The organism is Streptomyces sp. NPDC054932 (assembly GCF_053610205.1).
Genome location: NZ_JBSGXU010000106.1, coordinates 1 through 22,924, shown reverse-complemented (window position 1 = coordinate 22,924; position 22,924 = coordinate 1). Strand labels below are relative to the sequence as shown.

The 22,924-nt window shown below is 72.1% G+C and carries 22 protein-coding genes and 1 pseudogene; 14 read left to right on the top strand and 9 right to left on the bottom strand.

The genetic code is table 11. The features are described 5' to 3' along the window. Position 1: 1 nt before the first annotated feature. Positions 2-1,255, bottom strand: a complete 1,254-nt coding sequence (locus tag ACWGE1_RS25465) for an ADP-ribosylglycohydrolase family protein (RefSeq protein WP_453422811.1) — start codon at positions 1,253-1,255, stop codon at positions 2-4. A 611-nt stretch (positions 1,256-1,866) separates the two neighbouring features. Then, complete coding sequence (locus ACWGE1_RS25460) at positions 1,867-2,853, bottom strand: ADP-ribosylglycohydrolase family protein (RefSeq protein ID WP_453422804.1); 987 nt, start codon at positions 2,851-2,853, stop codon at positions 1,867-1,869. Positions 2,854-3,112: 259 nt separating this feature from the next. Between ACWGE1_RS25460 and ACWGE1_RS25455 the strand changes: the two genes are divergently transcribed. From ACWGE1_RS25455 to ACWGE1_RS25435, 5 genes are all read left to right on the top strand, one after another. Next, on the top strand, positions 3,113-3,844 hold the full coding sequence (locus tag ACWGE1_RS25455) for a VIT1/CCC1 transporter family protein (protein WP_453422803.1): 732 nt from the start codon (positions 3,113-3,115) through the stop codon (positions 3,842-3,844). Between the two features lie 373 nt (positions 3,845-4,217). Then, positions 4,218-8,756 (top strand): glutamate synthase large subunit, encoded by a 4,539-nt coding sequence (gltB, locus tag ACWGE1_RS25450; protein ID WP_453422810.1) that lies wholly within the window; start codon positions 4,218-4,220, stop codon positions 8,754-8,756. Next, on the top strand, positions 8,749-10,209 hold the full coding sequence (locus tag ACWGE1_RS25445) for a glutamate synthase subunit beta (RefSeq protein WP_453422802.1): 1,461 nt from the start codon (positions 8,749-8,751) through the stop codon (positions 10,207-10,209). The genes gltB and ACWGE1_RS25445 overlap by 8 nt, the downstream gene beginning before the upstream one ends. Positions 10,210-10,428: 219 nt before the next feature. After that, entirely contained in the window at positions 10,429-11,265 is an 837-nt protein-coding gene (locus tag ACWGE1_RS25440) for a helix-turn-helix domain-containing protein (RefSeq protein ID WP_453422801.1), read from the top strand. Beyond that, entirely contained in the window at positions 11,250-11,453 is a 204-nt protein-coding gene (locus ACWGE1_RS25435; protein WP_453422800.1) for a DUF397 domain-containing protein, read from the top strand. The genes ACWGE1_RS25440 and ACWGE1_RS25435 overlap by 16 nt, the downstream gene beginning before the upstream one ends. A gap of 72 nt (positions 11,454-11,525) precedes the next feature. Here ACWGE1_RS25435 and ACWGE1_RS25430 read toward each other — a convergent pair whose 3' ends face one another. Continuing rightward, on the bottom strand, positions 11,526-11,942 hold the full coding sequence (locus ACWGE1_RS25430; protein WP_453422799.1) for a hypothetical protein: 417 nt from the start codon (positions 11,940-11,942) through the stop codon (positions 11,526-11,528). 210 nt (positions 11,943-12,152) lie between these two features. On the opposite strand from ACWGE1_RS25430, the gene ACWGE1_RS25425 reads away from it, so the two are divergent. The 4 genes from ACWGE1_RS25425 (at position 12,153) to ACWGE1_RS25410 (ending at position 15,976) form a co-directional block, all read left to right on the top strand. After that, entirely contained in the window at positions 12,153-12,563 is a 411-nt protein-coding gene (locus ACWGE1_RS25425) for a GntR family transcriptional regulator (protein WP_453422798.1), read from the top strand. Next, positions 12,560-13,453: an ABC transporter ATP-binding protein gene (locus ACWGE1_RS25420; RefSeq protein ID WP_453422797.1), complete on the top strand. Its 894-nt coding sequence runs from the start codon at positions 12,560-12,562 to the stop codon at positions 13,451-13,453. The genes ACWGE1_RS25425 and ACWGE1_RS25420 overlap by 4 nt, the downstream gene beginning before the upstream one ends. Further along, the gene (locus tag ACWGE1_RS25415; RefSeq protein ID WP_453422796.1) at positions 13,450-14,484 is read left to right on the top strand and encodes an ABC transporter permease; all 1,035 of its coding nucleotides are present in this window, start codon (positions 13,450-13,452) and stop codon (positions 14,482-14,484) included. Before ACWGE1_RS25420 ends, ACWGE1_RS25415 begins: the two co-directional genes overlap by 4 nt. Before the next feature lie 199 nt (positions 14,485-14,683). Then, entirely contained in the window at positions 14,684-15,976 is a 1,293-nt protein-coding gene (locus ACWGE1_RS25410) for a DUF1906 domain-containing protein (RefSeq protein WP_453422795.1), read from the top strand. 223 nt (positions 15,977-16,199) lie between these two features. On the opposite strand, the gene ACWGE1_RS25405 is transcribed toward ACWGE1_RS25410, so the two are convergent. Beyond that, on the bottom strand, positions 16,200-16,724 hold the full coding sequence (locus tag ACWGE1_RS25405; RefSeq protein ID WP_453422794.1) for a hypothetical protein: 525 nt from the start codon (positions 16,722-16,724) through the stop codon (positions 16,200-16,202). 26 nt (positions 16,725-16,750) lie between these two features. On the opposite strand from ACWGE1_RS25405, the pseudogene ACWGE1_RS25400 reads away from it, so the two are divergent. Continuing rightward, positions 16,751-16,903, top strand: a pseudogene (locus tag ACWGE1_RS25400) (IS982 family transposase); the annotation flags it as partial. A 14-nt stretch (positions 16,904-16,917) separates the two neighbouring features. Here ACWGE1_RS25400 and ACWGE1_RS25395 read toward each other — a convergent pair. Genes ACWGE1_RS25395 through ACWGE1_RS25385 form a run of 3 tightly spaced genes read right to left on the bottom strand, consistent with a single transcriptional unit; the run spans position 16,918 to position 18,835 of the window. Further along, complete coding sequence (locus tag ACWGE1_RS25395) at positions 16,918-17,427, bottom strand: pyridoxamine 5'-phosphate oxidase family protein (RefSeq protein WP_453422793.1); 510 nt, start codon at positions 17,425-17,427, stop codon at positions 16,918-16,920. Between the two features lie 35 nt (positions 17,428-17,462). Further along, positions 17,463-18,191 carry a vWA domain-containing protein gene (locus ACWGE1_RS25390; protein WP_453422792.1) on the bottom strand — a complete coding sequence of 243 codons (729 nt, stop codon included), beginning with the start codon at positions 18,189-18,191 and terminating at the stop codon, positions 17,463-17,465. Next, positions 18,188-18,835 carry a PadR family transcriptional regulator gene (locus tag ACWGE1_RS25385; RefSeq protein WP_453422809.1) on the bottom strand — a complete coding sequence of 216 codons (648 nt, stop codon included), beginning with the start codon at positions 18,833-18,835 and terminating at the stop codon, positions 18,188-18,190. The genes ACWGE1_RS25390 and ACWGE1_RS25385 overlap by 4 nt, the downstream gene beginning before the upstream one ends. A gap of 94 nt (positions 18,836-18,929) precedes the next feature. Between ACWGE1_RS25385 and ACWGE1_RS25380 the strand changes: the two genes are divergently transcribed. The 3 genes from ACWGE1_RS25380 to ACWGE1_RS25370 are packed head-to-tail and all read left to right on the top strand — an operon-like array spanning position 18,930 to position 21,165. Beyond that, positions 18,930-19,661 (top strand): SDR family NAD(P)-dependent oxidoreductase, encoded by a 732-nt coding sequence (locus ACWGE1_RS25380; protein WP_453422791.1) that lies wholly within the window; start codon positions 18,930-18,932, stop codon positions 19,659-19,661. After that, positions 19,658-20,575 carry an alpha/beta hydrolase gene (locus ACWGE1_RS25375; protein WP_453422790.1) on the top strand — a complete coding sequence of 306 codons (918 nt, stop codon included), beginning with the start codon at positions 19,658-19,660 and terminating at the stop codon, positions 20,573-20,575. The genes ACWGE1_RS25380 and ACWGE1_RS25375 overlap by 4 nt, the downstream gene beginning before the upstream one ends. 38 nt (positions 20,576-20,613) lie before the next feature. After that, positions 20,614-21,165, top strand: a complete 552-nt coding sequence (locus ACWGE1_RS25370) for a hypothetical protein (RefSeq protein ID WP_453422789.1) — start codon at positions 20,614-20,616, stop codon at positions 21,163-21,165. Positions 21,166-21,197: 32 nt separating this feature from the next. On the opposite strand, the gene ACWGE1_RS25365 is transcribed toward ACWGE1_RS25370, so the two are convergent. Further along, positions 21,198-21,647 carry a hypothetical protein gene (locus tag ACWGE1_RS25365; protein ID WP_453422788.1) on the bottom strand — a complete coding sequence of 150 codons (450 nt, stop codon included), beginning with the start codon at positions 21,645-21,647 and terminating at the stop codon, positions 21,198-21,200. 74 nt (positions 21,648-21,721) lie between these two features. Here ACWGE1_RS25365 and ACWGE1_RS25360 point away from each other — a divergent pair, with 74 nt between their 5' ends. Continuing rightward, on the top strand, positions 21,722-22,447 hold the full coding sequence (locus tag ACWGE1_RS25360; RefSeq protein ID WP_453422787.1) for a class I SAM-dependent methyltransferase: 726 nt from the start codon (positions 21,722-21,724) through the stop codon (positions 22,445-22,447). On the opposite strand, the gene ACWGE1_RS25355 is transcribed toward ACWGE1_RS25360, so the two are convergent. Continuing rightward, positions 22,428-22,924: acyl-CoA dehydrogenase family protein (locus ACWGE1_RS25355; RefSeq protein ID WP_453422786.1), on the bottom strand; the 497-nt coding region annotated here is incomplete at its 5' end. The genes ACWGE1_RS25360 and ACWGE1_RS25355 overlap by 20 nt on opposite strands.

The window sequence follows — 22,924 nt, the reverse complement described above, 5'->3', positions numbered from 1 at the left end:
ATCATCCCTTGGGTGAGGTGAGTTCCGTGCCCGCGAGGAGCGCGGCGAGTTCCACGAGGTCGGTGCCGGCGAGGCGGGGGAGGGCGCAGCCGGAGAGGGTGCGGCAGGCCTCGCGCCAGGCGGCGGGGATCGAGTCGCCACCGCCGAGTACGCCGGTCAGCGCGCCGGCCAGGGCGGGGGCGGAGTCCGCGACGCGCGACAGGCAGGCGGCGGCCGGGACGGCCTCGGCCATCCGGCCGCGGGCGGCGGTGGCGAGGGCGAGGGCCACGGGGACGGTCTCCGCGGCGGCGATCCCGTAGCTGTAGACGTGGTCGACGATCTCGTGTTCGAGGGTGGGGACGATGGCGAAGGCGCCGCCGTCCTTGTGGGTGCGGGCGAGCCGGACGGCGTGCCGGGCGTTGCGGCCGATCTCGGTGGACTCGGGGAGCTGGGCGAGGGCGGCGTCCACGGCGGCGTCGACGTCCGCGGTGGTGAGGGCGGTGGCGATGGCGGCGGCCATGGCGCGGGCGCCGTGCACCCCGTCGCCGTCCTGGGTGTAGCGGGCGTCGAACTCGGCGAGGTCGGCCGCCGCGCGGGCGTCGCCGGGGTGTACGACGGCGAGGACGCAGGCGCGGACGCAGGCGGCGTCGTCGAAGTAGTGCGGGTTGTCGTGGCCGGTGGCGGGCGGGCGGAGCCCGGTGGCGAGGTTCCCGAGGCCGGCCCGGACGGAGATCCGGGCGCGCAGGGGCAGAACGGCGGACTCGACCTCGGGAGCGCGTTCCGCCGCCGCGGCGACCTCGGACGCGAGGGCGTTCCACGCGAGGTCGATGGCGGCGCGCATGCGGCGGGAGCGGGAGAGGTCGCTGAGCAGGACGCCGGCGGCGGTGAGGACGGACTCGGCGACGAAGGCCGCCCACTCGGCGTCGTCGGAGGGGCCGAGGCGCAGTGGTTCGGGGGGCTGGTTGAGGGCGATGGGGACGGGGAGGGTGGTGGTGGCGTTCTGCTCGGCGAAGGTGTCGAGCTCGCGGGTGAGACGGCGGGTCCACTCGGGCATCCGGCTGGCGCGGTGGCGGGCGGCGGGCCAGCCGGCCGCGTCGCCGGCGGCGAGCCCGAGGAGAAGCCCCTCGATGCGCCGGCCCCCTGCCGGTCCCCCTGCGGGGAGCTCGGCGGTGCGTTCCGTGGCCCTGACCCCGGCCCCGGTCCCGGCCCGGGTATCGACCCCGGTCCCGGTGCCGACCCCGGACACCGTCTCGACCGCGGCCACGGTCCCGGCCACGGCCACGGTCCCGACCCTGGCCACGGCTCCGGTCCCGGTCCCGGTGCCGACCCCGGACGCCGTCTCGACCGCGGCCACGGCCACGGCCACGGCCACGGTCCTGGTCCCGGTGCCGGTGCCGACCCCGGACACCGTCTCGACCGCGGTCGCGGCCGTACGGGTCTGTGCCCGGGTGGGGGCGGCCGTGCCCGCTGCGTGCTGCGCGGCCCCGGCCGGGAGCGTGCCCAGAGCGTGCTGCCCGGCCCGGACCACGATCCGGGATCCCGCCGCGGGAGCGGGTGCGAGGACGGTTACCACCCCACCCCCCTCCGTACCCGAGGACAGTGCCGACGCTGCGTGCGGGGACATTCCGGTGGGGGCGCGTCCCCCCTGGGTCAGGCCCCCTGGGTCCGTGCCCAGGTCTGCGACGCCCGTGCCCAGGCCCCTGGACCCCGGCTCCGCCGGGGTCGGGCCCGTTCCCGGGGCCGGCGCCTCGGCCCGGGCCTGACCGCCCGGGGTCAGGGCCCCCGGCCGCCGCTCGGCCGGGGCCGGGGTCGGGGGCGTACCCGGGGGCGGGGTTTCTGGGCCTCGGTCCGTCGGGGTGGGGGTGGGCAGGTCGTCCGGGGAGGGGGTCATCGGGGGGCCTCGCATTCGGGGGTGAGGAGGTCCGCGATGTCCAGGACGTGGTAGCCCCGCATCGAGGGGAGGCAGCTGCCGCGGACCGGGCCGATCGCCGCGGCCCAGGCGGCGGGGACCGCTGCCGCGCCCGACAGCGCGCCGGCCAGGGCGCCCGCCACCGCCGCCGTCGTGTCGGCGTCGCGGCCCATGTTCACGGCGGTGAGGACGGAGGACGGGAAGTCGCCGCGGCAGGCGGCGAAGGCGCCGAAGGCCAGGCCCACCGCCTCCGGGGCCAGGTCGGTCCACGGGTAGCCGCCGATGACCACCGCCGAGCGCACGGCCCGTTCGCCGCGCGGGGCTGCGGTGACCGCCCGGCGCAGGGAGCGGGCCGTCCACGAGTCGGACGGGATGACGGACAGGGCCGCCGAGACCACCGAGACGGGGGAGCCGCCCGCCATGGCCGCGGCCACGCCCGCGGCCACCGCCTGGCCGCCGTAGATGCCCTCGCCGTCGTGGCTGACCGAGCCGTCGATGGCGACGAGCCGGGCCGCTTCCGCAGGCCGGCCCGCGGCGAAGACGCCGAACGGCGCGGCCCGCATGGCCAGGCCGTCCGACCATGCGTGCCGGTGCTGGGCCGAGATGGGTGCGGCCAGGCCCCGGCGGAGGTTCTCGAGGGTGCCGCGCTCCGAGAACCCGGCGCCCCGGAACGGGCCTTCGTCGAGGTCGGCGATCCAGTGGTGCCAGGCGCGTTCCACGTGGGAGACGGTGAGCGCCGAGCCGTGGCGGGCCAGCAGCAGCCCCGAGAAGATCGCGTACTCGGTGTCGTCCGTGCCCGCCGGGTCCTCCGACACGAAGCCTTCGATGCGGCCCCACTTCGCCCGGATCTCCGACGGCTTCATGTTCTCCGCGGGGGCACCCAGCGCGTCGCCCACGGCGAGTCCGAGAAGAGCGCCCCTGGCCCGTTCGAGGAGGACCTGCGGATTGCATGCAATCAGCTTCATCGGCTCCATGGCGCGCCTCTCCCACCTTCGATGGGGCTCATCATGAGCCCTTGGGGGATTTGTGCCATGGCATGTGGTTTGTCGCCCGCCGCGAAACACCCCGCGAACACCCCCGTCACCCGGTCGCCGACCCACAAAAGCCCAGGTAAGTACGGCCTTCCTTGCTGGCGGGCGGCAGAAATCGTGCGTAGTTTCGAGGTGTTCAGGGGGAGCGGGGCGCGTCTCGGCGTCCGTTCGCACATTTGGGGAGATTCCACGCATGTCCATCATCGACATCGAAGCACCACTGCACACCGCCCACCGTGACAACCACACCCACCGTGACGTCAACGGCGGATGGCTGCGGCCGGCCGTCTTCGGTGCCATGGACGGGCTCGTCTCCAACCTCGCCCTGATGACCGGCGTGGCCGGCGGCGCCGTCGCCCCGCACGCCGTCGTCATCACCGGGCTGGCGGGTCTCGCGGCCGGTGCCTTCTCGATGGCGGCCGGCGAATACACCTCCGTCGCCTCGCAGCGTGAACTGGTCCTCGCCGAACTGGACGTGGAGCGTCAGCAGTTGCGCAAGCACCCGATCGACGAGATGGAGGAGCTCGCCGAGCTCTACGTCTCCCGCGGCGTCGAGCCGCCGCTCGCCCGCGAGGTCGCCATGCAGCTGTCGCGCGACCCCGAGCAGGCGCTGGAGATCCACGCCCGTGAGGAGCTCGGGATCGACCCCGACGACCTGCCCTCGCCGCTCGTCGCCGCGGTCTCGTCCTTCGGTTCCTTCGCGCTGGGTGCGCTGCTCCCCGTACTGCCGTACCTGCTCGGCGCAACGGTCCTGTGGCCCGCGGTGCTGCTCGCGCTGGCCGGGCTGTTCGCCTGCGGGGCGATCGTCTCCCGGGTCACCGCACGGTCCTGGTGGTACAGCGGCGTGCGCCAGCTGGCCCTGGGTGGCGCGGCCGCCGGTGTGACGTACATCCTGGGAACCTGGATCGGTGCAGCCATAGGCTGACCGCGGCTGGAGTGAGACACTATGCAGAACGCAACATAAGTAGTCCGTTACTCGGCGGTTTCGATCCCGTGTCCGCCGGGCATCAGACCAGGGCTCCGGGCAATGATGCCCGCCCTGCACAGGGACCTCCGCCCCGCGATACCTCCGTAGCGCGCCGCGAAAGTCCCCTCTTTCTGCCCCGTGCAGTGTCCGCATGCTGGAATGACGTATCCGCTTCTCGGGATTGTCGTCATCATGTAATCTGCACGAAATTTCGCAGAGGGCCAACGTCGTCCCTCGGCTATGCACATATGCCACGACGACGACGGGAGAGCCGATGCGTTCCGCATCCACGCACTCCGCGACCGGCCCCAGCACCACCGCCTGGTCGCCCATGGACGGTCGCCCCGCCCAGCAGGGCATGTACGACCCGCGCAACGAGAAGGACGCCTGTGGCGTCGGATTCGTGGCGAACCTCACCGGCGAGGCCACCCACACGCTCGTTGAGCAGGCACTGACCGTATTGCGGAACCTCGAGCACCGCGGCGCGACCGGCTCCGAGCCGGACTCGGGCGACGGCGCCGGAATCCTCAGCCAGGTCCCGGACGCGTTCCTGCGCGACGTGACCGGCTTCGAGCTCCCCGAGGCCGGCGCCTACGCCGTCGGTATCGCCTTCCTCCCCGCCGACGGCACCGCACAGGCCGTCGCGCAGGAGCAGATCGAGGTCATCGCCGCCGAGGAGAACCTCACGGTTCTCGGCTGGCGCGAGGTCCCGGTCACCCCGGACCTGCTCGGCAACGGCGCCCGCGCCACCATGCCGGCCTTCTCGCAGCTCTTCGTGTCCAACGGCACGAGCGGCATCGAGCTGGACCGCAAGGCCTTCGTGCTGCGCAAGCGCGCCGAGCGCGAGGCCGGTGTCTACTTCCCGTCGCTCTCCGCCCGCACCATCGTCTACAAGGGCATGCTGACCACCGGCCAGCTGGAGCCCTTCTTCCCGGACCTCTCCGACCGCCGCTTCGCCTCGGCCGTCGCCCTGGTCCACTCGCGCTTCTCCACGAACACGTTCCCGTCGTGGCCGCTCGCCCACCCGTACCGCTTCGTCGCGCACAACGGCGAGATCAACACGGTCAAGGGCAACCGCAACTGGATGAAGGCCCGCGAGTCCCAGCTGGCCTCCGAGGCCTTCGGCGACGGCGTGCTGGACCGGATCTTCCCGATCTGCACCCCGGACGCCTCCGACTCGGCCTCCTTCGACGAGGTCCTGGAGCTGCTCCACCTCGGTGGCCGGTCGCTCCCGCACAGCGTGCTGATGATGATCCCGGAGGCGTGGGAGAACCACACCTCCATGGACCCGGCCCGCCGCGCGTTCTACAAGTACCACTCCACCCAGATGGAGCCCTGGGACGGCCCGGCCTGCGTCACCTTCACCGACGGCACCCAGGTCGGCGCGGTCCTCGACCGCAACGGTCTGCGCCCCGGCCGCTACTGGGTCACCGACGACGGCCTCGTCGTCCTCGGCTCCGAGGTCGGCGTGCTCGACATCGACCCCGCCAAGGTCGTCCGCAAGGGCCGCCTGCAGCCCGGCAAGATGTTCCTCGTCGACACCGCCCAGAAGCGGATCATCGAGGACGACGAGATCAAGAACGAGCTGGCCGCCGCCGCCCCGTACGCGGAATGGCTGGAGACCGGCGAGATCGAGCTGTCGGACCTGCCCGAGCGTGAGCACATCGTGCACACCCACGCCTCGGTCACCCGCCGCCAGCAGACCTTCGGCTACACCGAGGAAGAGCTCCGCGTCATCCTCGCGCCGATGGCCCGCACCGCCGGCGAGCCGCTCGGCTCCATGGGTACGGACTCGCCGATCGCGGCCCTGTCCGAGCGCCCCCGGCTGCTCTTCGACTACTTCACCCAGCTCTTCGCGCAGGTCACCAACCCGCCGCTGGACGCCATCCGCGAGGAGCTCGTCACCTCGCTGCTGTCCTCGCTCGGCCCGCAGGGCAACCTGCTGGAGTCGACCGCCGCGTCCTGCCGCAGCGTCACCCTGCCCTTCCCGGTGATCGACAACGACGAGCTGGCCAAGCTCATCCACATCAACGCCGACGGCGACATGCCCGGCATGAAGGCCGCCACGCTCTCCGGCCTCTACCGGGTCTCCGGCGGCGGCGAGGCCCTGGCCGCCCGGATCGAGGAGATCCGCGCCGAGGCCGACGCGGCCATCGCCAACGGCGCCCGCCTGATCGTCCTCTCGGACCGCCACTCGGACGCCGAGCACGCACCGATCCCCTCGCTGCTGCTCACCTCCGCCGTGCACCACCACCTCATCGCCACCAAGCAGCGCACCCAGGTGGGTCTGCTGGTCGAGGCCGGTGACGTCCGCGAGGTCCACCACGTCGCCCTGCTCATCGGCTACGGCGCGGCCGCGGTCAACCCGTACCTCGCCATGGAGTCCGTCGAGGACCTGCTGCGCGCCGGTACCTTCCTGTCCGGCCTGGAGCCGGAGCAGGCCATCAAGAACCTGATCTACGCGCTCGGCAAGGGCGTCCTGAAGGTCATGTCCAAGATGGGCATCTCCACCGTCGCCTCCTACCGCGGCGCCCAGGTCTTCGAGGCCGTCGGCCTGAACGACGAGTTCGTCGAGACCTACTTCAACGGCACCGCCACCAAGATCGGCGGCGCCGGCCTGGACGTCATCGCCAAGGAAGTGGCCGCGCGCCACGCCAAGGCGTACCCCGTCTCCGGCATCGCGGCCACGCACCGCGCGCTGGAGATCGGCGGCGAGTACCAGTGGCGCCGCGAGGGCGAGCCGCACCTGTTCGACCCGGAGACGGTCTTCCGCCTCCAGCACGCCACCCGCAACCGCCGGTACGACATCTTCAAGCAGTACACGGCCCGGGTGAACGAGCAGTCCGAGCGCCTGATGACGCTCCGCGGCCTGTTCGGCTTCAAGTCGGACCGCGAAGCCATCTCCATCGACGAGGTCGAGTCGGTCGCCGACATCGTCAAGCGCTTCTCCACCGGCGCCATGTCGTACGGCTCCATCTCCAAGGAGGCGCACGAGACCCTCGCCATCGCCATGAACCAGCTGGGCGCCAAGTCCAACACCGGTGAGGGCGGCGAGGACCCGGACCGCCTGTACGACCCGGCGCGGCGCTCGTCCATCAAGCAGGTCGCCTCCGGCCGCTTCGGCGTGACCTCGGAGTACCTGGTCAACGCGGACGACATCCAGATCAAGATGGCGCAGGGCGCCAAGCCCGGCGAGGGCGGCCAGCTGCCCGGCCACAAGGTCTACCCGTGGGTCGCCAAGACCCGGCACTCCACCCCGGGTGTCGGCCTGATCTCCCCGCCGCCGCACCACGACATCTACTCCATCGAGGACCTGGCTCAGCTGATCCACGACCTCAAGAACGCCAACCCGGTCGCCCGCATCCACGTGAAGCTGGTCTCCGAGGTCGGCGTGGGTACGGTCGCCGCCGGTGTCTCCAAGGCCCACGCGGACGTCGTCCTCATCTCCGGCCACGACGGCGGAACGGGCGCCTCCCCGCTCACCTCGCTCAAGCACGCGGGCGGCCCCTGGGAGCTCGGCCTCGCCGAGACCCAGCAGACCCTGCTGCTCAACGGGCTGCGCGACCGGATCGTCGTCCAGACGGACGGCCAGCTCAAGACCGGCCGCGACGTGGTCATCGCCGCGCTGCTCGGCGCCGAGGAGTTCGGTTTCGCGACCGCGCCGCTCGTCGTCTCCGGCTGCGTCATGATGCGCGTCTGCCACCTGGACACCTGCCCGGTCGGCATCGCCACCCAGAACCCGGTCCTGCGCGACCGCTTCTCCGGCAAGCCCGAGTTCGTCGTCAACTTCTTCGAGTACATCGCGGAGGAGGTGCGCGAGATCCTCGCCGAGCTGGGCTTCCGCACGATCGAGGAGGCCGTCGGTCACGCCGAGCTCCTCGACACCACCAAGGCCGTCACGCACTGGAAGGCGCAGGGTCTCGACCTGGAGCCGCTCTTCTACGTGCCGGAGCTGCCCGAGGGCGCGGTCCGCCACGCCCTGATCGAGCAGGACCACGGTCTGGAGAAGGCCCTCGACAACGAGCTGATCGAGCTCGCCGCCGACGCCCTCGCCGCCGACACCGCCGAGGCCGCCCAGCCGGTCCGCGCCCAGGTCGCGATCCGCAACATCAACCGGACCGTCGGCACGATGCTCGGCCACCAGGTCACCAAGAAGTTCGGTGGCGCGGGCCTGCCCGACAACACCATCGACCTGACCTTCACGGGCAGCGCCGGCCAGTCCTTCGGCGCCTTCGTGCCGAAGGGCATCACCCTCCGCCTGGAGGGCGACGCCAACGACTACGTCGGCAAGGGCCTCTCCGGCGGCCGCATCGTGGTCCGCCCGGACCGCGGCGCCGACCACCTCGCCGAGTACTCCACCATCGCCGGCAACACCATCGGCTACGGAGCCACCGGCGGCGAGATGTTCCTGCGCGGCCGCACCGGCGAGCGCTTCTGCGTCCGCAACTCGGGTGCGCTGGTCGTCTCGGAGGGCGTGGGCGACCACGGCTGCGAGTACATGACCGGTGGCCGGGCGGTCGTCCTGGGCGAGACGGGCCGCAACTTCGCGGCCGGCATGTCGGGCGGCGTCGCGTACGTCATCGACCTCGACCCGCACAACGTCAACGTCGGCAACGCGGGCGCCGTGGAGGCCCTGTCCGACACCGACAAGCAGTGGCTGCACGATGTGGTGCGCCGCCACGAGGAGGAGACCGGCTCGACCGTGGCCGCGAAGCTCCTGGCTGACTGGTCCGTCGCGGTGGACCGCTTCAGCAAGATCATCCCCACCACGTACAAGGCAGTGCTCGCCGCCAAGGACGCCGCTGAGCTCGCCGGACTCTCGGAATCCGAGACCACGGAGAAGATGATGGAGGCGGCGACCCATGGCTGACCCGAAGGGCTTCCTCACCACCCCGCGCGAGACCGCCTGTACCCGTCCCGTCGCCGATCGGCTGAAGGACTGGAACGAGGTCTACGTCCCGGGCTCGCTGCTCCCGATCATCAGCAAGCAGGCCGGCCGCTGCATGGACTGCGGCATCCCGTTCTGCCACAACGGGTGCCCGCTCGGGAACCTGATCCCGGAGTGGAACGACTACGCCTACCGCGAGGACTGGGCGGCGGCGTCGGAGCGCCTGCACGCGACGAACAACTTCCCGGAGTTCACCGGGCGGCTGTGCCCGGCCCCCTGTGAGTCGGCGTGCGTGCTCGGCATCAACCAGCCCGCCGTGACCATCAAGAACGTCGAAGTCTCGATCATCGACAAGGCGTGGGACAACGGCGACGTCACCCCGCAGGCGCCGGAGCGGCTGTCCGGCAAGACGGCAGCCGTCATCGGCTCGGGCCCGGCCGGTCTGGCCGCCGCCCAGCAGCTGACCCGGGCCGGCCACACCGTGGTCGTGTACGAGCGTGCCGACCGCATCGGCGGCCTGCTGCGCTACGGCATCCCCGAGTTCAAGATGGAGAAGGTGCACATCAACCGCCGCATCGAGCAGATGCGCGCGGAGGGCACCAAGTTCCGCACCGGCATCGAGGTCGGCCGCGACATCACCGCCACCGACCTGCGCAAGCGGTTCGACGCGGTGGTCATCGCGGCGGGCGCGACCGTCTCCCGCGACCTGCCGGTCCCGGGCCGCGAGCTGAACGGCATCCACTTCGCGATGGAGTACCTGCCGCTCGCCAACAAGGTCCAGGAGGGCGACTTCATGGCGCCCCCCATCACGGCCGAGGGCAAGCACGTGGTCGTCATCGGCGGCGGCGACACCGGCGCGGACTGCGTGGGCACCGCCCACCGTCAGGGCGCGGCCTCCGTCACGCAGCTGGAGATCATGCCCAAGCCGGGCGAGGAGCGGAACGCCAACCAGCCCTGGCCGACCTTCCCGATGCTCTACAAGGTCACATCGGCCCACGAGGAGGGCGGCGAGCGGGTCTACTCCGTCTCCACCACCCACTTCGAGGGCGACGAGGACGGCAACGTCCAGGCCCTGCACCTGATCGAGGTCGCCTTCGAGGACGGCAAGCTCGTCCAGAAGCCCGGCACCGAGCGCGTCCTCCCCGCGCAGCTGGTCACCCTGGCGATGGGCTTCACGGGCACCGACCAGGCGAACGGCCTCACCCAGCAGTTCGGCCTGGAGATGGACGCCCGCGGCAACATCGACCGCGACGCCTCCTACGCGACCAACGTGGACGGCGTCTTCGTCGCCGGCGACGCGGGCCGCGGCCAGTCGCTCATCGTCTGGGCCATCGCGGAGGGCCGCTCGGCCGCCCGCGGCGTGGACCGCTTCCTGACCGGCAGCAGCGCCCTCCCGTACCCGGTCAAGCCGACGGACCGCTCGCTGACCGTGTAACGACCCGCAGTACCCCCGGCCCGCGCAGGGCCGGGACCCCTCATACGGTCCGCACAACGGAGTGCGGCACTCCGACACGGCGCCCGCCACGTCCCCGACCAGGGGTGGCGGGCGCCGTGGCGTTCTGTAGTCGTATCGATGCGTTCCGCTGAACCGTCGGCGCGGGCAGGACTACGCTTCTCGCGGAGCGAGGGCACTGCGGAAGCGGGGAGTTGGCTCATGGCCAAGCCGAAGGACGAGGGTGGAGCGCAGACGCCGGAGGAGTTCGCCCGTGAGGAACTGCGGGGGAAGCGCGAGGCGGCGGGGCTGACCCAGGACGGGCTGGGCGAGCGCATCTTCGCCACGGGGGCGTACGTCGGGATGATGGAGAGCGGGCGTCGTCGGCTGCGCCCCGAGATCGCCAGGCTCATCGACCGGGAGCTCAACACGGGGGACTATTTCTTCCGCCTGGCCAGGGCGTTCAAATCCAAGCACAGCGAGTACTTCGCCGCCGCGGCCGAGTTGGAAGGACTGGCGACGGCCATCTACGAGTACGCCCCGACCCTGGTTCCGGGGCTGCTCCAGACGGAGGCCTATGCACGGGCGGTGATCCGGGCCGCCAAGCCGACTGCGCTTGCCGAGCGTGTTGACGCCCTGGTCGCGGCGCGCATCGAACGCGCACGACTTCTCGGCGATCCGGAAACCCCTGAGATGTGGGTGGTCCTGCACGAGTCGGTGCTGCGCACGGCGGTCGGAGGTCCTGCTGTGATGGCGGCTCAGTTGCGGCACGTCGCTTCGTACGCTCGCGCCCATCGGATCACCGTGCAGGTCGTGCCTTTCGCAGCCGGCGCCCATGGAGCGCTGGGTTCGATGATGACCATCATGCAGTTCGCCGATGCGCCCGATGTGGCGTACACGGAAGGCCCCTACTCGGGGCAGCTGCTCGACTATCCGGCCCTGGTTCAGCGTTACTGGAGGTCATACGATCTTGCCAGGGCCGCTGCGCTGTCGCCGGAGGTGTCCCTGACCCTGATCGAGTCGGTGGCGGAGGAGTATGCGACATGCGCGCAGACGTGAACGGCCTGTCCTGGCGCAAGTCCTCGTACAGCAATGGAGACGGCGGCAGCTGCGTCGAGGTGTCCGACGACCTCCCCGGCCTGGTCCCCGTGCGCGACAGCAAGCTGGCCGGCGACGCGGGGCCGGTCCTCGTTTTCGGGGCTGCCACGTGGGTGTCGTTCATCCGGGCCGTGCAGCACCGCCCCTGATCGCACACGGCACCGATTGACCTTCCGCCGGCGCGCCCGCCGGGTACGGCGGGCGCTCCGGCGCGTGCGGGGCTACTCGGGCTGGGTGACCGTGGCGCCCCAGCGGGTGGACGGGGTCGAGGCGGTCACCCACGCGGTGAATCCGCCGTGGAGGCCGGTGCCGAGGGGGAGCGTGACGACCGTCGGGTCCGTGCCGGGGCAGTCGACGGTGAAGGGGGCCGGGTCGCGGTCCGGGTGTTCCTGGAGCCGGAACGACACCTCGATGCTCCCGCCGTCGGCGCAGCCGAACGTGATGAACGTGTCCAGTCGCTCGGAGAGGCCGCCCGAGACGAAGCCGCTGGAACCGGCCTGGTCGGCGATCCAGATCAGACCGTCGGGGCCCGGGTAGCCGATGACCTCGCCCGTCGGCGCGGCCTGGGCCGGGCTCGCCGCCAGGGCCAGTGCGAGAGCCGGGGCCAGGGCCGCCAGGGCGGTCGTGCGCTTCTTCATGTCGTCCCCCAGGTTGTCGTGATCGTCCGTCCGTCGGACAGTCGCGACGCTACCCAGCGGTACTGACATCTGCCTGAGTACGCGTACTCAGCCGGGAAGGTCACCGTCCAATTCGCGCTGCTCGTAGCCCTGTTGGCGCCCACTCGCTTGACAGCGATCGGACACCCATAGTCCTATAGTGCTAGGAAGCTAGATGAATAGAGGAGGACAGTGATCGAGTTTCACCTCGATGCCCGCTCCGGCGTCGCCCCGTACATGCAGCTCGTCCACCAGGTGCGTCAGGCCCTGCGGTTGGGGCTGCTGGCCGAGGGGGACCGGCTGCCGACGGTCAAGGACGTCGCTGCCGGCGTGGCGATCAACCCCAACACCGTGCTCAAGGCGTACCGCGAGCTCGAGTACGAGGGCCTGGTCGCGAAGAAGCCGGGGGTCGGCACGTTCATCTCCGGCACGCTCAGCGACGACTCGCTGTCCGAGCACGAGCCGCTGCGCCAGGAGCTGCAGGGCTGGCTGGCGAGGGCGCGGGCCGCCGGGCTGGGCGAGGAGAGCATCGAGGCCCTGTTCCTGAGCACCTTCCGCGCCCCCCGAACCGGCACGGACCCGCACATCGAAGAGGAGCAATGACCGCAATATTGGAAGCCCGCGGGCTGGGCAAGCGGTACGGCCGCAAAGAGGCGCTGAGCGACTGCACCCTGAGCGTGCCGTCCGGCCGGGTCGTCGGCCTGGTCGGCCCCAACGGGGCCGGCAAGTCGACCCTGTTGCAGCTGGCCTGCGGGCTCATCGGCCCTACCTCCGGCACCATCGAGGTGCTCGGCGGCCGGCCCGCGTCCGGACCCGAGCAGCTCGCCAGGGTCGGTTTCGTCGCCCAGGACACCCCCACCTACGCGGGCCTGTCCATCGCCGACCACCTGAAGCTCGGCGCCCGGCTCAACCCGGGCTGGGACGCACAGCTGGCACAGGACCGGATCCGGCAGCTCGGCCTGGACCCCGCCCAGAAGGCGGGCAAGCTCTCCGGCGGCCAGCGCGCCCAAGTGGCCCTGACGCTCGCCGTGGCCAAACGGCCCGAGCTGCTGATCCTCGACGAGCCCGTCGCCGCGCTGGACCCGCTGGCCCGGCGGGAGTTCCTGCAGAGCCTGATGGAGGTCGTGGCCGAACACGGAACCACCGTCGTGCTCTCCTCGCACCTGGTGTCCGACCTGGAACGGGTCTGCGACCACCTGATCTCGCTGGTCGCCTCCCGCGTCCAGCTCGCGGGCGACGTCGACGACCTGCTCGCCACCCACTTCCGGCTCACCACCGCCCGCCGCGGGGCGGACACCCTGCCCCAGGGCATGCAGGTCGTCCAGGAGACCCGCACCGAGCGGCAGAGCACCTTCATCGTGTGCTCCGACAAGGCGGTCCACGACCCCTCCTGGGTCCTGGAACCCCTCAACCTGGAGGACCTCGTCATCACCTACATGAGTCGGGCCGCCGCCGGGCCAGGCCCCCGAGCCACCCTGGAGAACCAGCGATGATCTGGCTGACCTGGCGCCAATACCGCGTCCAGACGCTCGTGGCCCTCGGCGTTCTCGCGGCCTTCGCGATATTCCTCGCCGTCACCGGCCTCCAGATGCGCGACCTCTACGACAGCACCGTCGCCGACTGCCGGGGCGACTGCGAAAGGGCCAGGAACGGGCTGGTCGTCGAGTACCGGACCCTGACCTACTACGTCACGAGCGCGCTGCTCGCCGTGCCCGGCGTCATCGGCGTCTTCTGGGGCGCCCCGCTGATCGCCCGTGAACTGGAGACCGGCACCCACCGGCTCATCTGGAACCAGAGCATCACCCGCGGCCGCTGGCTCCTGGTCAAGCTCGGGGGCGTCGGCCTGATCGCCGTCGCCGTCACCGGCGTGCTCAGCCTGCTGGTGACCTGGTGGGCCAGTCCCATCGACCGGGTCAACCTGGACCGGTTCACCCCGCTCATGTTCAGCGGCCGTGCGATCGTCCCCCTCGGCTACGCGGCGTTCGCCTTCACCCTCGGCGCCTGCGCCGGGCTGCTGATCCGGCGCACCGTGCCCGCGATGGCCGCGACCCTGGTCGCCTTCCTCGCGGTCCAGATCCTCGTGCCCTTCGCGATCCGCCCGCACTTCGTGACGCCGGAGCGCACCGACGTCGCGCTCAGCTCCCTCGTCCTGGCGCCCGTCGGCAGGGACGGGGAATCCGGTGCGCCGGCGGACGGCTGGAACGTGAACCACGTCCAGCTGAAGGGCTACGGCGACGACGCCCACCTGGAGGTCGGGGTCCTCAGGCCCGGCGCCTGGGTCGTCTCCGACCCCGGCGCGGTACTCGATCGGTCCGGCCGGGAGGTCCGGGGCCCGCGCGGCTGCGCGGATCGTGATGCGGACCCCTTCGAGTGCTTCACCACCTCCGACCTCCACACGGAGGTCGCCTACCAGCCCGCCGACCGCTACTGGACCTTCCAGTGGGTCGAGACCGGGACCTTCCTCGCGCTCTCCGGGCTGCTGGCCTGGTTCTGCGCCCGGTGGCTGCGCCGCCGGACGGCCTGACCGGGCGAGAGCGAGGAGGCGGCCGAAGCCAACGCAACTGGCTTCGGCCGCCCCTTCGACCTTACTCGCCCGGGCCCACCTCACTCGTGCAGGTGACCCGTCCCGACGGGCCGGGCTGGGCACCGCTAGGCCGGACGGGCCAACTGTGCCCGCAGCGCGCGAAGTTCGCGGACGCTGGCGTCTGGTACCCATCTGGATCATGGCCCCCATCCGAACGCTGCTGAGCGGTCTCCTCGGCGCCGCCCTGCTCATTCCCGGCACGTCCGCCACGCCCGCCGCCGCAGAGGCGCAGACCGTCGACTACCGCGGGCTGCGCCTCGCCCTCCCCGCCGACTGGCGGGTCGTCGACCTCGACCGCACCCCCGACGCATGCCTGCGCCTCGACCTGCCCACCCTCTACCTCGGGCCCGTCGGCACCCAGGCCGAATGCACCGGCCGCGCCGTCGCCGGCCGCGCCGACACCCTGCACCTCGAACCGCTCGACGGCGCCCCGGAGCGCGCCGACATCCCGACGGTCGCCGTGGACTCCTGGAGCGCGCTGCGCGAGACCCCGCCCCGCTCCGACAGCCATGAGCTCAGGTACGCGCTGCACCGGTCCGGGGTCATGGCCACCGTCTCCTACGGGGCCACGCCCGACGCCGTACGGAGGGTCCTGGCGCAGGCGCGCGCGGTGGCGCCGCCGCCCGCCGGGCCACCGGCCCCCGCCCCGGCCGTGCCGGCCGCCGACGGCGCGAAGTCCCACAACGCCCAGAAGCCCTTCAAGGGCGAGGGCTTCGACGCCTGCACCGCCCCGGCCCAGAAGACCATGGACACCTGGCGGACCGCCTCCCCCTTCGGCGCGATCGGCGTCTACATCGGCGGCCGGGCCCGGGCCTGCGCCCAGCCGCGGCTCACCGCCCGCTGGGTGGAACGGCAGGCCGCCGCGGGGTGGCACCTGATGCCGATCTGGGTGGGTCCGCAGCCCTGGCACAACGCCGCCACCGGGCTGTCCACCGACCCCTCCGAGGCCAACGGGCAGGGCCGGGAGGCCGCCGAGGGCGCCGTCGACGCGGCCCGGTCGCTGCGGCTGGCCGAGGGCACGGTGCTCTACAACGACCTGGAGAACTACACGGACCGCGCCACCTGGGACGCCCCGGTCGTCGCCTACCTGACCGCCTGGACGGACCGGCTGCACGAACTGGGCTTCCGCTCCGCCGCCTACGTCTCGGTGAGCTCCGGCGTCAAGGCGCTGAGCGCCCACTACCACCAGGCCCCGCAGGCCATGCCGGACGTGCTCTGGGCCGCCCGCTGGAACCTCTCGGCCACCGTCCGCGACGCCGACATGGGGCTGCCCAAGCGCACGGCCAAGTGGGCCGGCCCGCGCCGGGCCCACCAGTTCCGCGGCGACCACGACGCCACCTACGGCGGGATCACCCTCAACATCGACCGCAGCTGGCTGGACGTGAACCCGACCGCCCTCGGCCCGATCGGCGGCCCGCCCCCGCTCAGCTAGACGAGTCATTCCGACGTGATCGTGATCAGCTTGTCGATGGGCCGAGGGGTCATTCGATGGCCTGCTGCCGGCCCGTGGACATGCACGCCTCCTGCGCCAAGGCGGGCTTTGCGTCCCTCGAGAAGCCGGCGAAGCAGATGATGCTCGCCGCACAATGGAGGCCGGAGCCGGTGCTGCTTGCCCCGGGCCGCTCACGGCAGCTGCCGAATCCCTCCCCGGGGTTTCAACTCAGCTGGTCGCGCACGAGATCAAGGAATGCCTGTCGGCTCGGACGGATGTGCGCCCAGACCTTCTCGTCCTGTGGCTCTCCCGGGTCTTCGGGGCCCTTCCTGATCACCTCCTGTACTGTCCACGCGAGGCTGCGTGCCGCTTCGCTGACCTCAGACGTGCACAGCACGTGGATCGTCTTCTGCGTCACCCACACCCTGTCAAGGACCTGCCTTGCCCGGGCCTGCCACTGCTCGTCAGCCAGGTTGTGGTGATGCCGATCCACCGCGACTCGTTCAGCTTCCTGCACCGCAGACAGAAATTCGATGAGGTGGGTGAGGCGCTCGTTGCGGCGCGCCTCGGCAAGTTCACGAACACTGCGGCGCGCCTCGCCGCGTTCCAAGGCGCGTCCTGCCGAGCGCTGGGCCAGCATCGACATGAGCCCGCCGAGCAGGACGCCGATGAGCGGCGCAAGCGTTGTCCACACAATGTCCGATTGTGACACCGATGGCATGAGCATGGCGCGGGGTTCGGCAATCACGGGCCGGACCGGGACCCGCAGACGCCCTGCTCACCGCACTGGATGTGAAGATCGACGACGAGATCACGGACACCCGGTGGCTGGGACGCCCTCCCCGGCTGACCGATTCCGAGCTCGTCTGCCTCGCCGTCGCCCAGGCGATGCCGGGCTTCACCTCGGAGTCCGGGCGCCGGCGCTACTTTGCGGACACCCCCTAGGGGGCCGGGTCCTCGCGCGGCGGTTCGTCGTCGTTGCCGCGGCGCAGGGTGCGCAGACCGCGTGCCGGGGTCCACGACCGCACCACCAGGTCGTCGCCCTGCACGCCCACGTGGACGACCTCCGTCAGGTCGGCGTAGAAGAGGTGGAAGGGGTGCGGGGTCTCCGTCTCCTCCGCGTACCGGTGGAGTTCGGGCGGGTCCACGAGCTCCACCGCGCGCCCGGAGACCCGTACGTCCCCGTCCGGCATGGTCTCGCCCTCACCCGGATTGGTGTGCAGGGCGAAGCGCGGGTCGTGCTGGAGGTCCCGGGCCTTCATAGAGCCGGCCATCATGCCGAGCCACAGCTCCCCGCCCCGGATGTCGACATTCAGCCCGGTCGCCCGGGGGGAGCCGTCCTTGCGCAGGGTGGCCAGGACGTGGTGCGGGTACTGCGCGAAACGGGCCTGGACGGCCGCAGCGAACTCCGGTTCCGCCTTCTCGAAGACTGCCCAGCTGGTATGCGTCATATGTCCATCAAAGCGCGGGCACCGGCGGTCGCAGGTCAGGCGCGCACGATGCCCGCTCCCCGGGCCGCCGCCAGCCAGGCCGGGAATTCCCCGACGAGGCGGTCGTACAGTTCGCCGTCCGGCACGGTGCGCGGGTCGAGGCCCGCGTGGAAGTAGCCCGCGTTGTCCACGGCCCGTTTCGCCGGAACGGGCAGTTCGTCCAGGCGCCGCAGGAAGTCGAACTGCGTGCTGCGCGTGTTGCCGAAGCCGACGAACTGCCAGAAGAGCGGCAGCCGGGCCGCCTTGCACAGGTACCTCTCCGCCGCGAGCTTGTTGATCGGCCCGCCGTCGGTCTGGAAGACGACCAGGGCGGGCGCCGTCGCTCCCGAGTCCAGGTAGTGGTCGATGACCGCGTCCATCGCCGCGTGGTAGGCCGTCCTGCCCATGTGGCCCAGCCCGGAGGCGATCTGGGTGACCCGGCCCTCGTGCCCGGCGAGGGAGATCTCCTCGACCGCGTCGACCTCGGTGGAGAAGAACACCACCGGCACGCGGCCGTCGTCGTCCAGGTGCGCGGACAGTCCCAGCACCCGGTCCGCGAGGGCCTGCACGCTGCCGTCCGCGTAGTACGGGCGCATCGACCCTGAGTAGTCCAGGACCAGGTAGACGGAGGCGCGTCCGCCCTCCAGGCCGTACTTGCGCAGGGATGTCCCGGCCGTCTTGTAGAGGTTCACGAGGGCCGGAGCCGACTCCTCGACCTTGCGTAGGCTGATCGCACTGCCCGTCATGGGGCGAGGGTACGCCCGTCCGCCGCGCCCTGTTCGGGCTTGTCGCCGACTGCCCGGCCGGCCCGCTCCGCGGCCGACGCTTCGATGTCGTCGAGCATGGCGGCCGCGAGGTCGCGCTCGGAGGCGTAGTACCGCTCGGCCCACTTGAGGGTGAGCATCGGGTACGCCCGGGCAGGCTCGTCCCCGGCGCCCTCCGTGTCGGCCACGGCGCGGCGGCGCATCCCCTCCGCGAACTCCTGGTGCTGTACGAGGATCTCGCGCATCTGCTCCGGCTCCAGCAGGTGGCCCAGCCACAGCCGCAGCATCGGCCCGTGCTTGAGGACGGGCGGGTCGACGGGGGCCTCGCGGGCCCATTCCCGTACGGCCGTCAGGCCTTCGTCCGTGATCCGGTACACCCGCTTGTCGCGCGTCCCGGTGTCCTGGGCCACCAGCCGCGAGGAGACGTGGCCGGCCTTCTCCAGCCGCTTGAGCTCGCCGTAGATCTGGCTGAACGACGGGCTCCAGTAGAAGAACCGCAGCGACCGGTCCGACCACTTCTTCAGGTCGTAACCGGAGAGCTCCTCGCCGAAGGAGAGCAGCCCGAGCACCGCCCAGCTGGTTGCGGGGAGCGGGCGCCTGTTCGTCTCGTCTGCCACGCAGCGCAGTCTACGACCGGCCCCCACGGCACCCTTCCCCCTGCAGGGCATGACTGCTAGAAGTATTTCTGTTCGAAATATCGGATGGAGGGACGGCTGAGTCATGGGGGAGCGCCTCGACGGAAAGGTCGTCGTGATCACCGGTGCCGGGCGCGGCCAGGGTGCCGCCGAGGCCCGGCTGTTCGCGGCGGCCGGTGCCCGGGTCGTCGTCACCGACCTGCGGGAGGAGGAGGGCCGGGCGGTGGCCGCCGAACTCGGCGACCAGGGGCTGTACGTACGCCACGACGTGGCCGACGCGGCGAGCTGGGCGACGGTGGTGGATCGGACGGTCCGGGCCTTCGGGACGGTCTCGGCACTGGTCAACAACGCGGCCCTGTGGCGCACGGCCCATGTGGAACGGCAGCGGCTCGACGACTTCGAGACGCTCCTGCGGGTCAACCTGCTCGGCCCCTTCCTCGGCATCCGGGCGGTGGCGCCGGTGCTGCGGGCGGGCGGGGGCGGCTCGATCGTCAACATCTCCTCCACCGCCGGACTGGTCGGGATACCGGGCCACGCCGCCTACGGATCCACCAAGTTCGGGCTGCGCGGACTGACCCGGTCGGCGGCGCTCGACCTCGCCGGGGACCGGATCCGGGTCAACTCGGTGCACCCGGGGGCCATCGACACCCCGATGGTGGCCGAGGCGGTCGCGGGCCGGGACTGGTCGCACGTACCACTGGGGCGGATGGGCCGCCCGGAGGAGGTCGGGGAGCTGGTCCTCTTCCTCTGCTCGGACGCCTCCTCGTACATGACGGGCACCGAGTTCACCGTGGACGGGGGGATGACGGCGGCATGAGCACGCGAGATCCCCTGACACCGGAGGCCAGGCAACTGTGCGACGCGATGACCGCGGGCTTCCCGCGGCCGGGCGACACACGGGCCCTGCGGGCGGCGGCGACGGCCGGGTCCGGCGGCCGCGCGGGCGGCCCGGCCGTGGCCTCCGTGTCCGACACGGTCGCGGGCGGGGTCCCGGTCCGGATCTACGATCCCGGGCCCGGCGCGTACGACCGCCCCCTGGTGGTCTTCCTGCACGGCGGCGGCTGGATGATGTGCGGCCTGGACACCCACGACGCGACGTGCCGCTCCCTGGCGTCGGCGGCGGACGCGGTGGTCGTCTCGGCGGACTACCGGCTCGCCCCCGAACACCCCTGGCCGGCGGCCCCGGACGACGCGCTGACCGTACTGCTCTGGGCCAGGGCCCGGGCCCGGGCGCTCGGCTGCGCACCCGACCGGGTGGTGCTGGCGGGGGACTCCAGCGGCGGCAACCTCGCGGCGGTCACCGCCCTGCGCGCGCCCGAACTCGCCGCGGGTCAGCTGTTGTTCTATCCGCCGCTGGACGCCTCGATGGACTCCGCCTCCGTGGAGACGTACGCGGAGGGGTACTTCCACACCGCCGCCCACATGGCCTGGTACTGGGACCAGTACGGCGGCGACCCGGAACACCCCCACGTCTCACCGCTGCGAGCCCCCGACCTGTCCGGCCTGCCGCCCGCCCTGATCGTCCTCGCCGACTGCGACGTGCTGCGCGACGAGGGCCTCGCCTACGCCCGCCGACTGGCGGCGGCCGGCGTCGCGTGCACGGTCCAGCTCCACCCGGGCGTCTTCCACGGCTTCCTGGGCCTGCCGCTGCCGGCGGGCGCCGCCGCGCTGCGGGCGGCCGGGGCCTGGGTGGCGGGGGTCCGGAGGGCAGGGGTCCGGGGGGCGGGCTGATCCTACCGGCCCCCGGACATGCTGTGCATGATGTGTCCATGGCTGAACTGATACGGAGACTGCCGGGCGCGATCCTGCGCATCTGCCTTCTCCTGGCGGCGGAGGTCGGTGCGATCCGGCTGCTGGAGGGCCCCGAGGGCCTCTGGGTCCCGGTCCTGCTGGCCGTCTTCGTCCTCGGCGCGGCCGTATCGCACGGCACCGACGCGGAGTTCGTCGCCCGCACCTCCGTGGCATTCCTCGCGGTCGGGATCGCCGTCGCCGGAGGGATCACCTGGGACCGGCACACCCTCCACGACCGCGGCCGGGAGGAACAGGCCGTCGTCGCCGAGCGGACCATGGTGGAGGACGGCGCGGCCCTCTCCCCGTCGCTGCGGCTGCGCACCGAGGCGGGCCGGGACCTGCCCGGCCCGGTGGCGATGGACCTTCCGGTCGGCGCCCGGCTGACGGTGACGGTGGACCCCGACGGACCGGCCTGGCAGATCGGCGGGCGCCCGGACCGGCCGCGCTGGCCGGCGATCGGCACCGGGGCCCTGATCCTGCTCCAGACCGCCGTCGTCGGACGGATCTCCCTGCGCCGCCCCCGGCTCTGAGGTCACCGTGGGTGCAGTCCGCCGGGCCGCGCCTACTTGATCGTGTAGGAGCAGCCCTTCACGGTCGTGACGCCGTCGCTCTCCGCGACCTTCTTCCCGTCGACCTTGATGACGCACGGGGCCTGCTGCAGCTTGCCGTCGGGGCCCTTGATCGTGCCCGGAACGACATTCACCAGATAGCCCACCTTCTGCTCCGCGGCGGTGAGTTCCGCGGTGCCGCTCTTCGACCACGGCAGGGTCTGCTGCTCGAACCCGCTGCCGATGCCGCTGAACATGATCGCCGTGCTGCCGGTGCCGCCGACCTCGAGCGTCACCTCGTGGGTCGCCCCGCCGGCCTTCGCCGGGGCGGACTTCGCGGGGGCGGACGAGGCGCTCCCGGCGGGCTTCGGGCCGCCGCTCTCCGCCGCCGCCGGCTTCGGCTTCGCGCTGCCGCAGCCGGTGAGCAGTACGGCCGCCGCGACGCACAGCGTCATCCCGGTCATCCCGGTCATCGTCCTTCGCATGGTGCCCTTGCCTCGATCTTGTTGTCGATTGCTTGATCGAAAACAATGGACGCATGACGACACGTGCCCGTTCCTTCGACGCAGCAGCCGCTTTGTACGGAGCCCACCGCCCCGGATACCCTCCGGCCCTCTTCGACGCCATCGAGGAGCTCGCCGGGCGCCCGCTCGCCGGAGCGCGGGTGGCGGACGCGGGAGCCGGCACCGGGATCGCCACCGCGCTGCTGCGCGAGCGCGGCGCCGAGGTGCTCGCCGTGGAGCCCGGTGACGGGATGGCCGCCGAATTCCGCCGCACGCACCCCGGGATCCCGATCGTGCGCGGGGACGGGGACCGGCTGCCGCTGGCGACCGGCGCGTTCGACCTGCTCACCTACGCCCAGGCCTGGCACTGGACCGACCCGGCCCGCTCCGTGCCCGAGGCCCGGCGGGTGCTGCGTCCCGGCGGCGCGCTCGCGATCTGGTGGAACGACGCGGACACCGGTGTCCCGTGGATCGCCGAACAGGACGAGCGGCTGCGGGCCTTCTTCGGGGTCGAGGGGCAGACCCTGCGCACGCTGCCCGAGGGCCTCGGCGAGCTCACCACCCGGTCCGTGCGGTGGTCCCGGCGCATCACGCTGGACGACCACCTCGCCAACCTCGCCAGCCACTCCGCCTTCCTGCTCCTGGGCGAGGAGCGCACCCGCGCGTACTTCGCGGGGGAGCGGGAGCTGCTGAACCCGCTCTTCCCGGACGGCACGGTCGAGGAGCAGTACGTGGTGAGCGTCAGCGTCGCCCGGGTGTGACGGACCGCAGGACCTCGGCCCGGCAGGCCGACGGCGTCCCCCAGGCGTCGCGCAGCGGGCGGGCCTTGCGCAGCCACAGGGACAGGTCCAGCTCCTCGGTGTAGCCCACCGCGCCGTGGAGCTGCAGCGCCGTCGCCGCCGCCCGGTAGGACGCCTCACCGGCCGACAGTTTCGCCGCGGCCACCTCGCCCGGGGCCGGCGACAGCGCCGCCGCCCACACCAGCGGGCGGGCGAACTCCAGGCCGATCAGGGTGTCCGCCAGCCGGTGCTTCACCGCCTGGAAGGACCCGATCGGCACCCCGAACTGGGTGCGCTGCTTCGCGTACTCCACCGTCCGGGCCAGTAGTGCCTCCCCGACGCCCAGGCACTGGGCGGCCGTCAGCAGCCGGGCCCAGCGCCCGGCCGCGGCGGCCGCCCGTGCCACCTGCGGGCCCGCCGCCAGGAGTTCACCCGCTCCGGCCGGCGGGAGGGACAGCC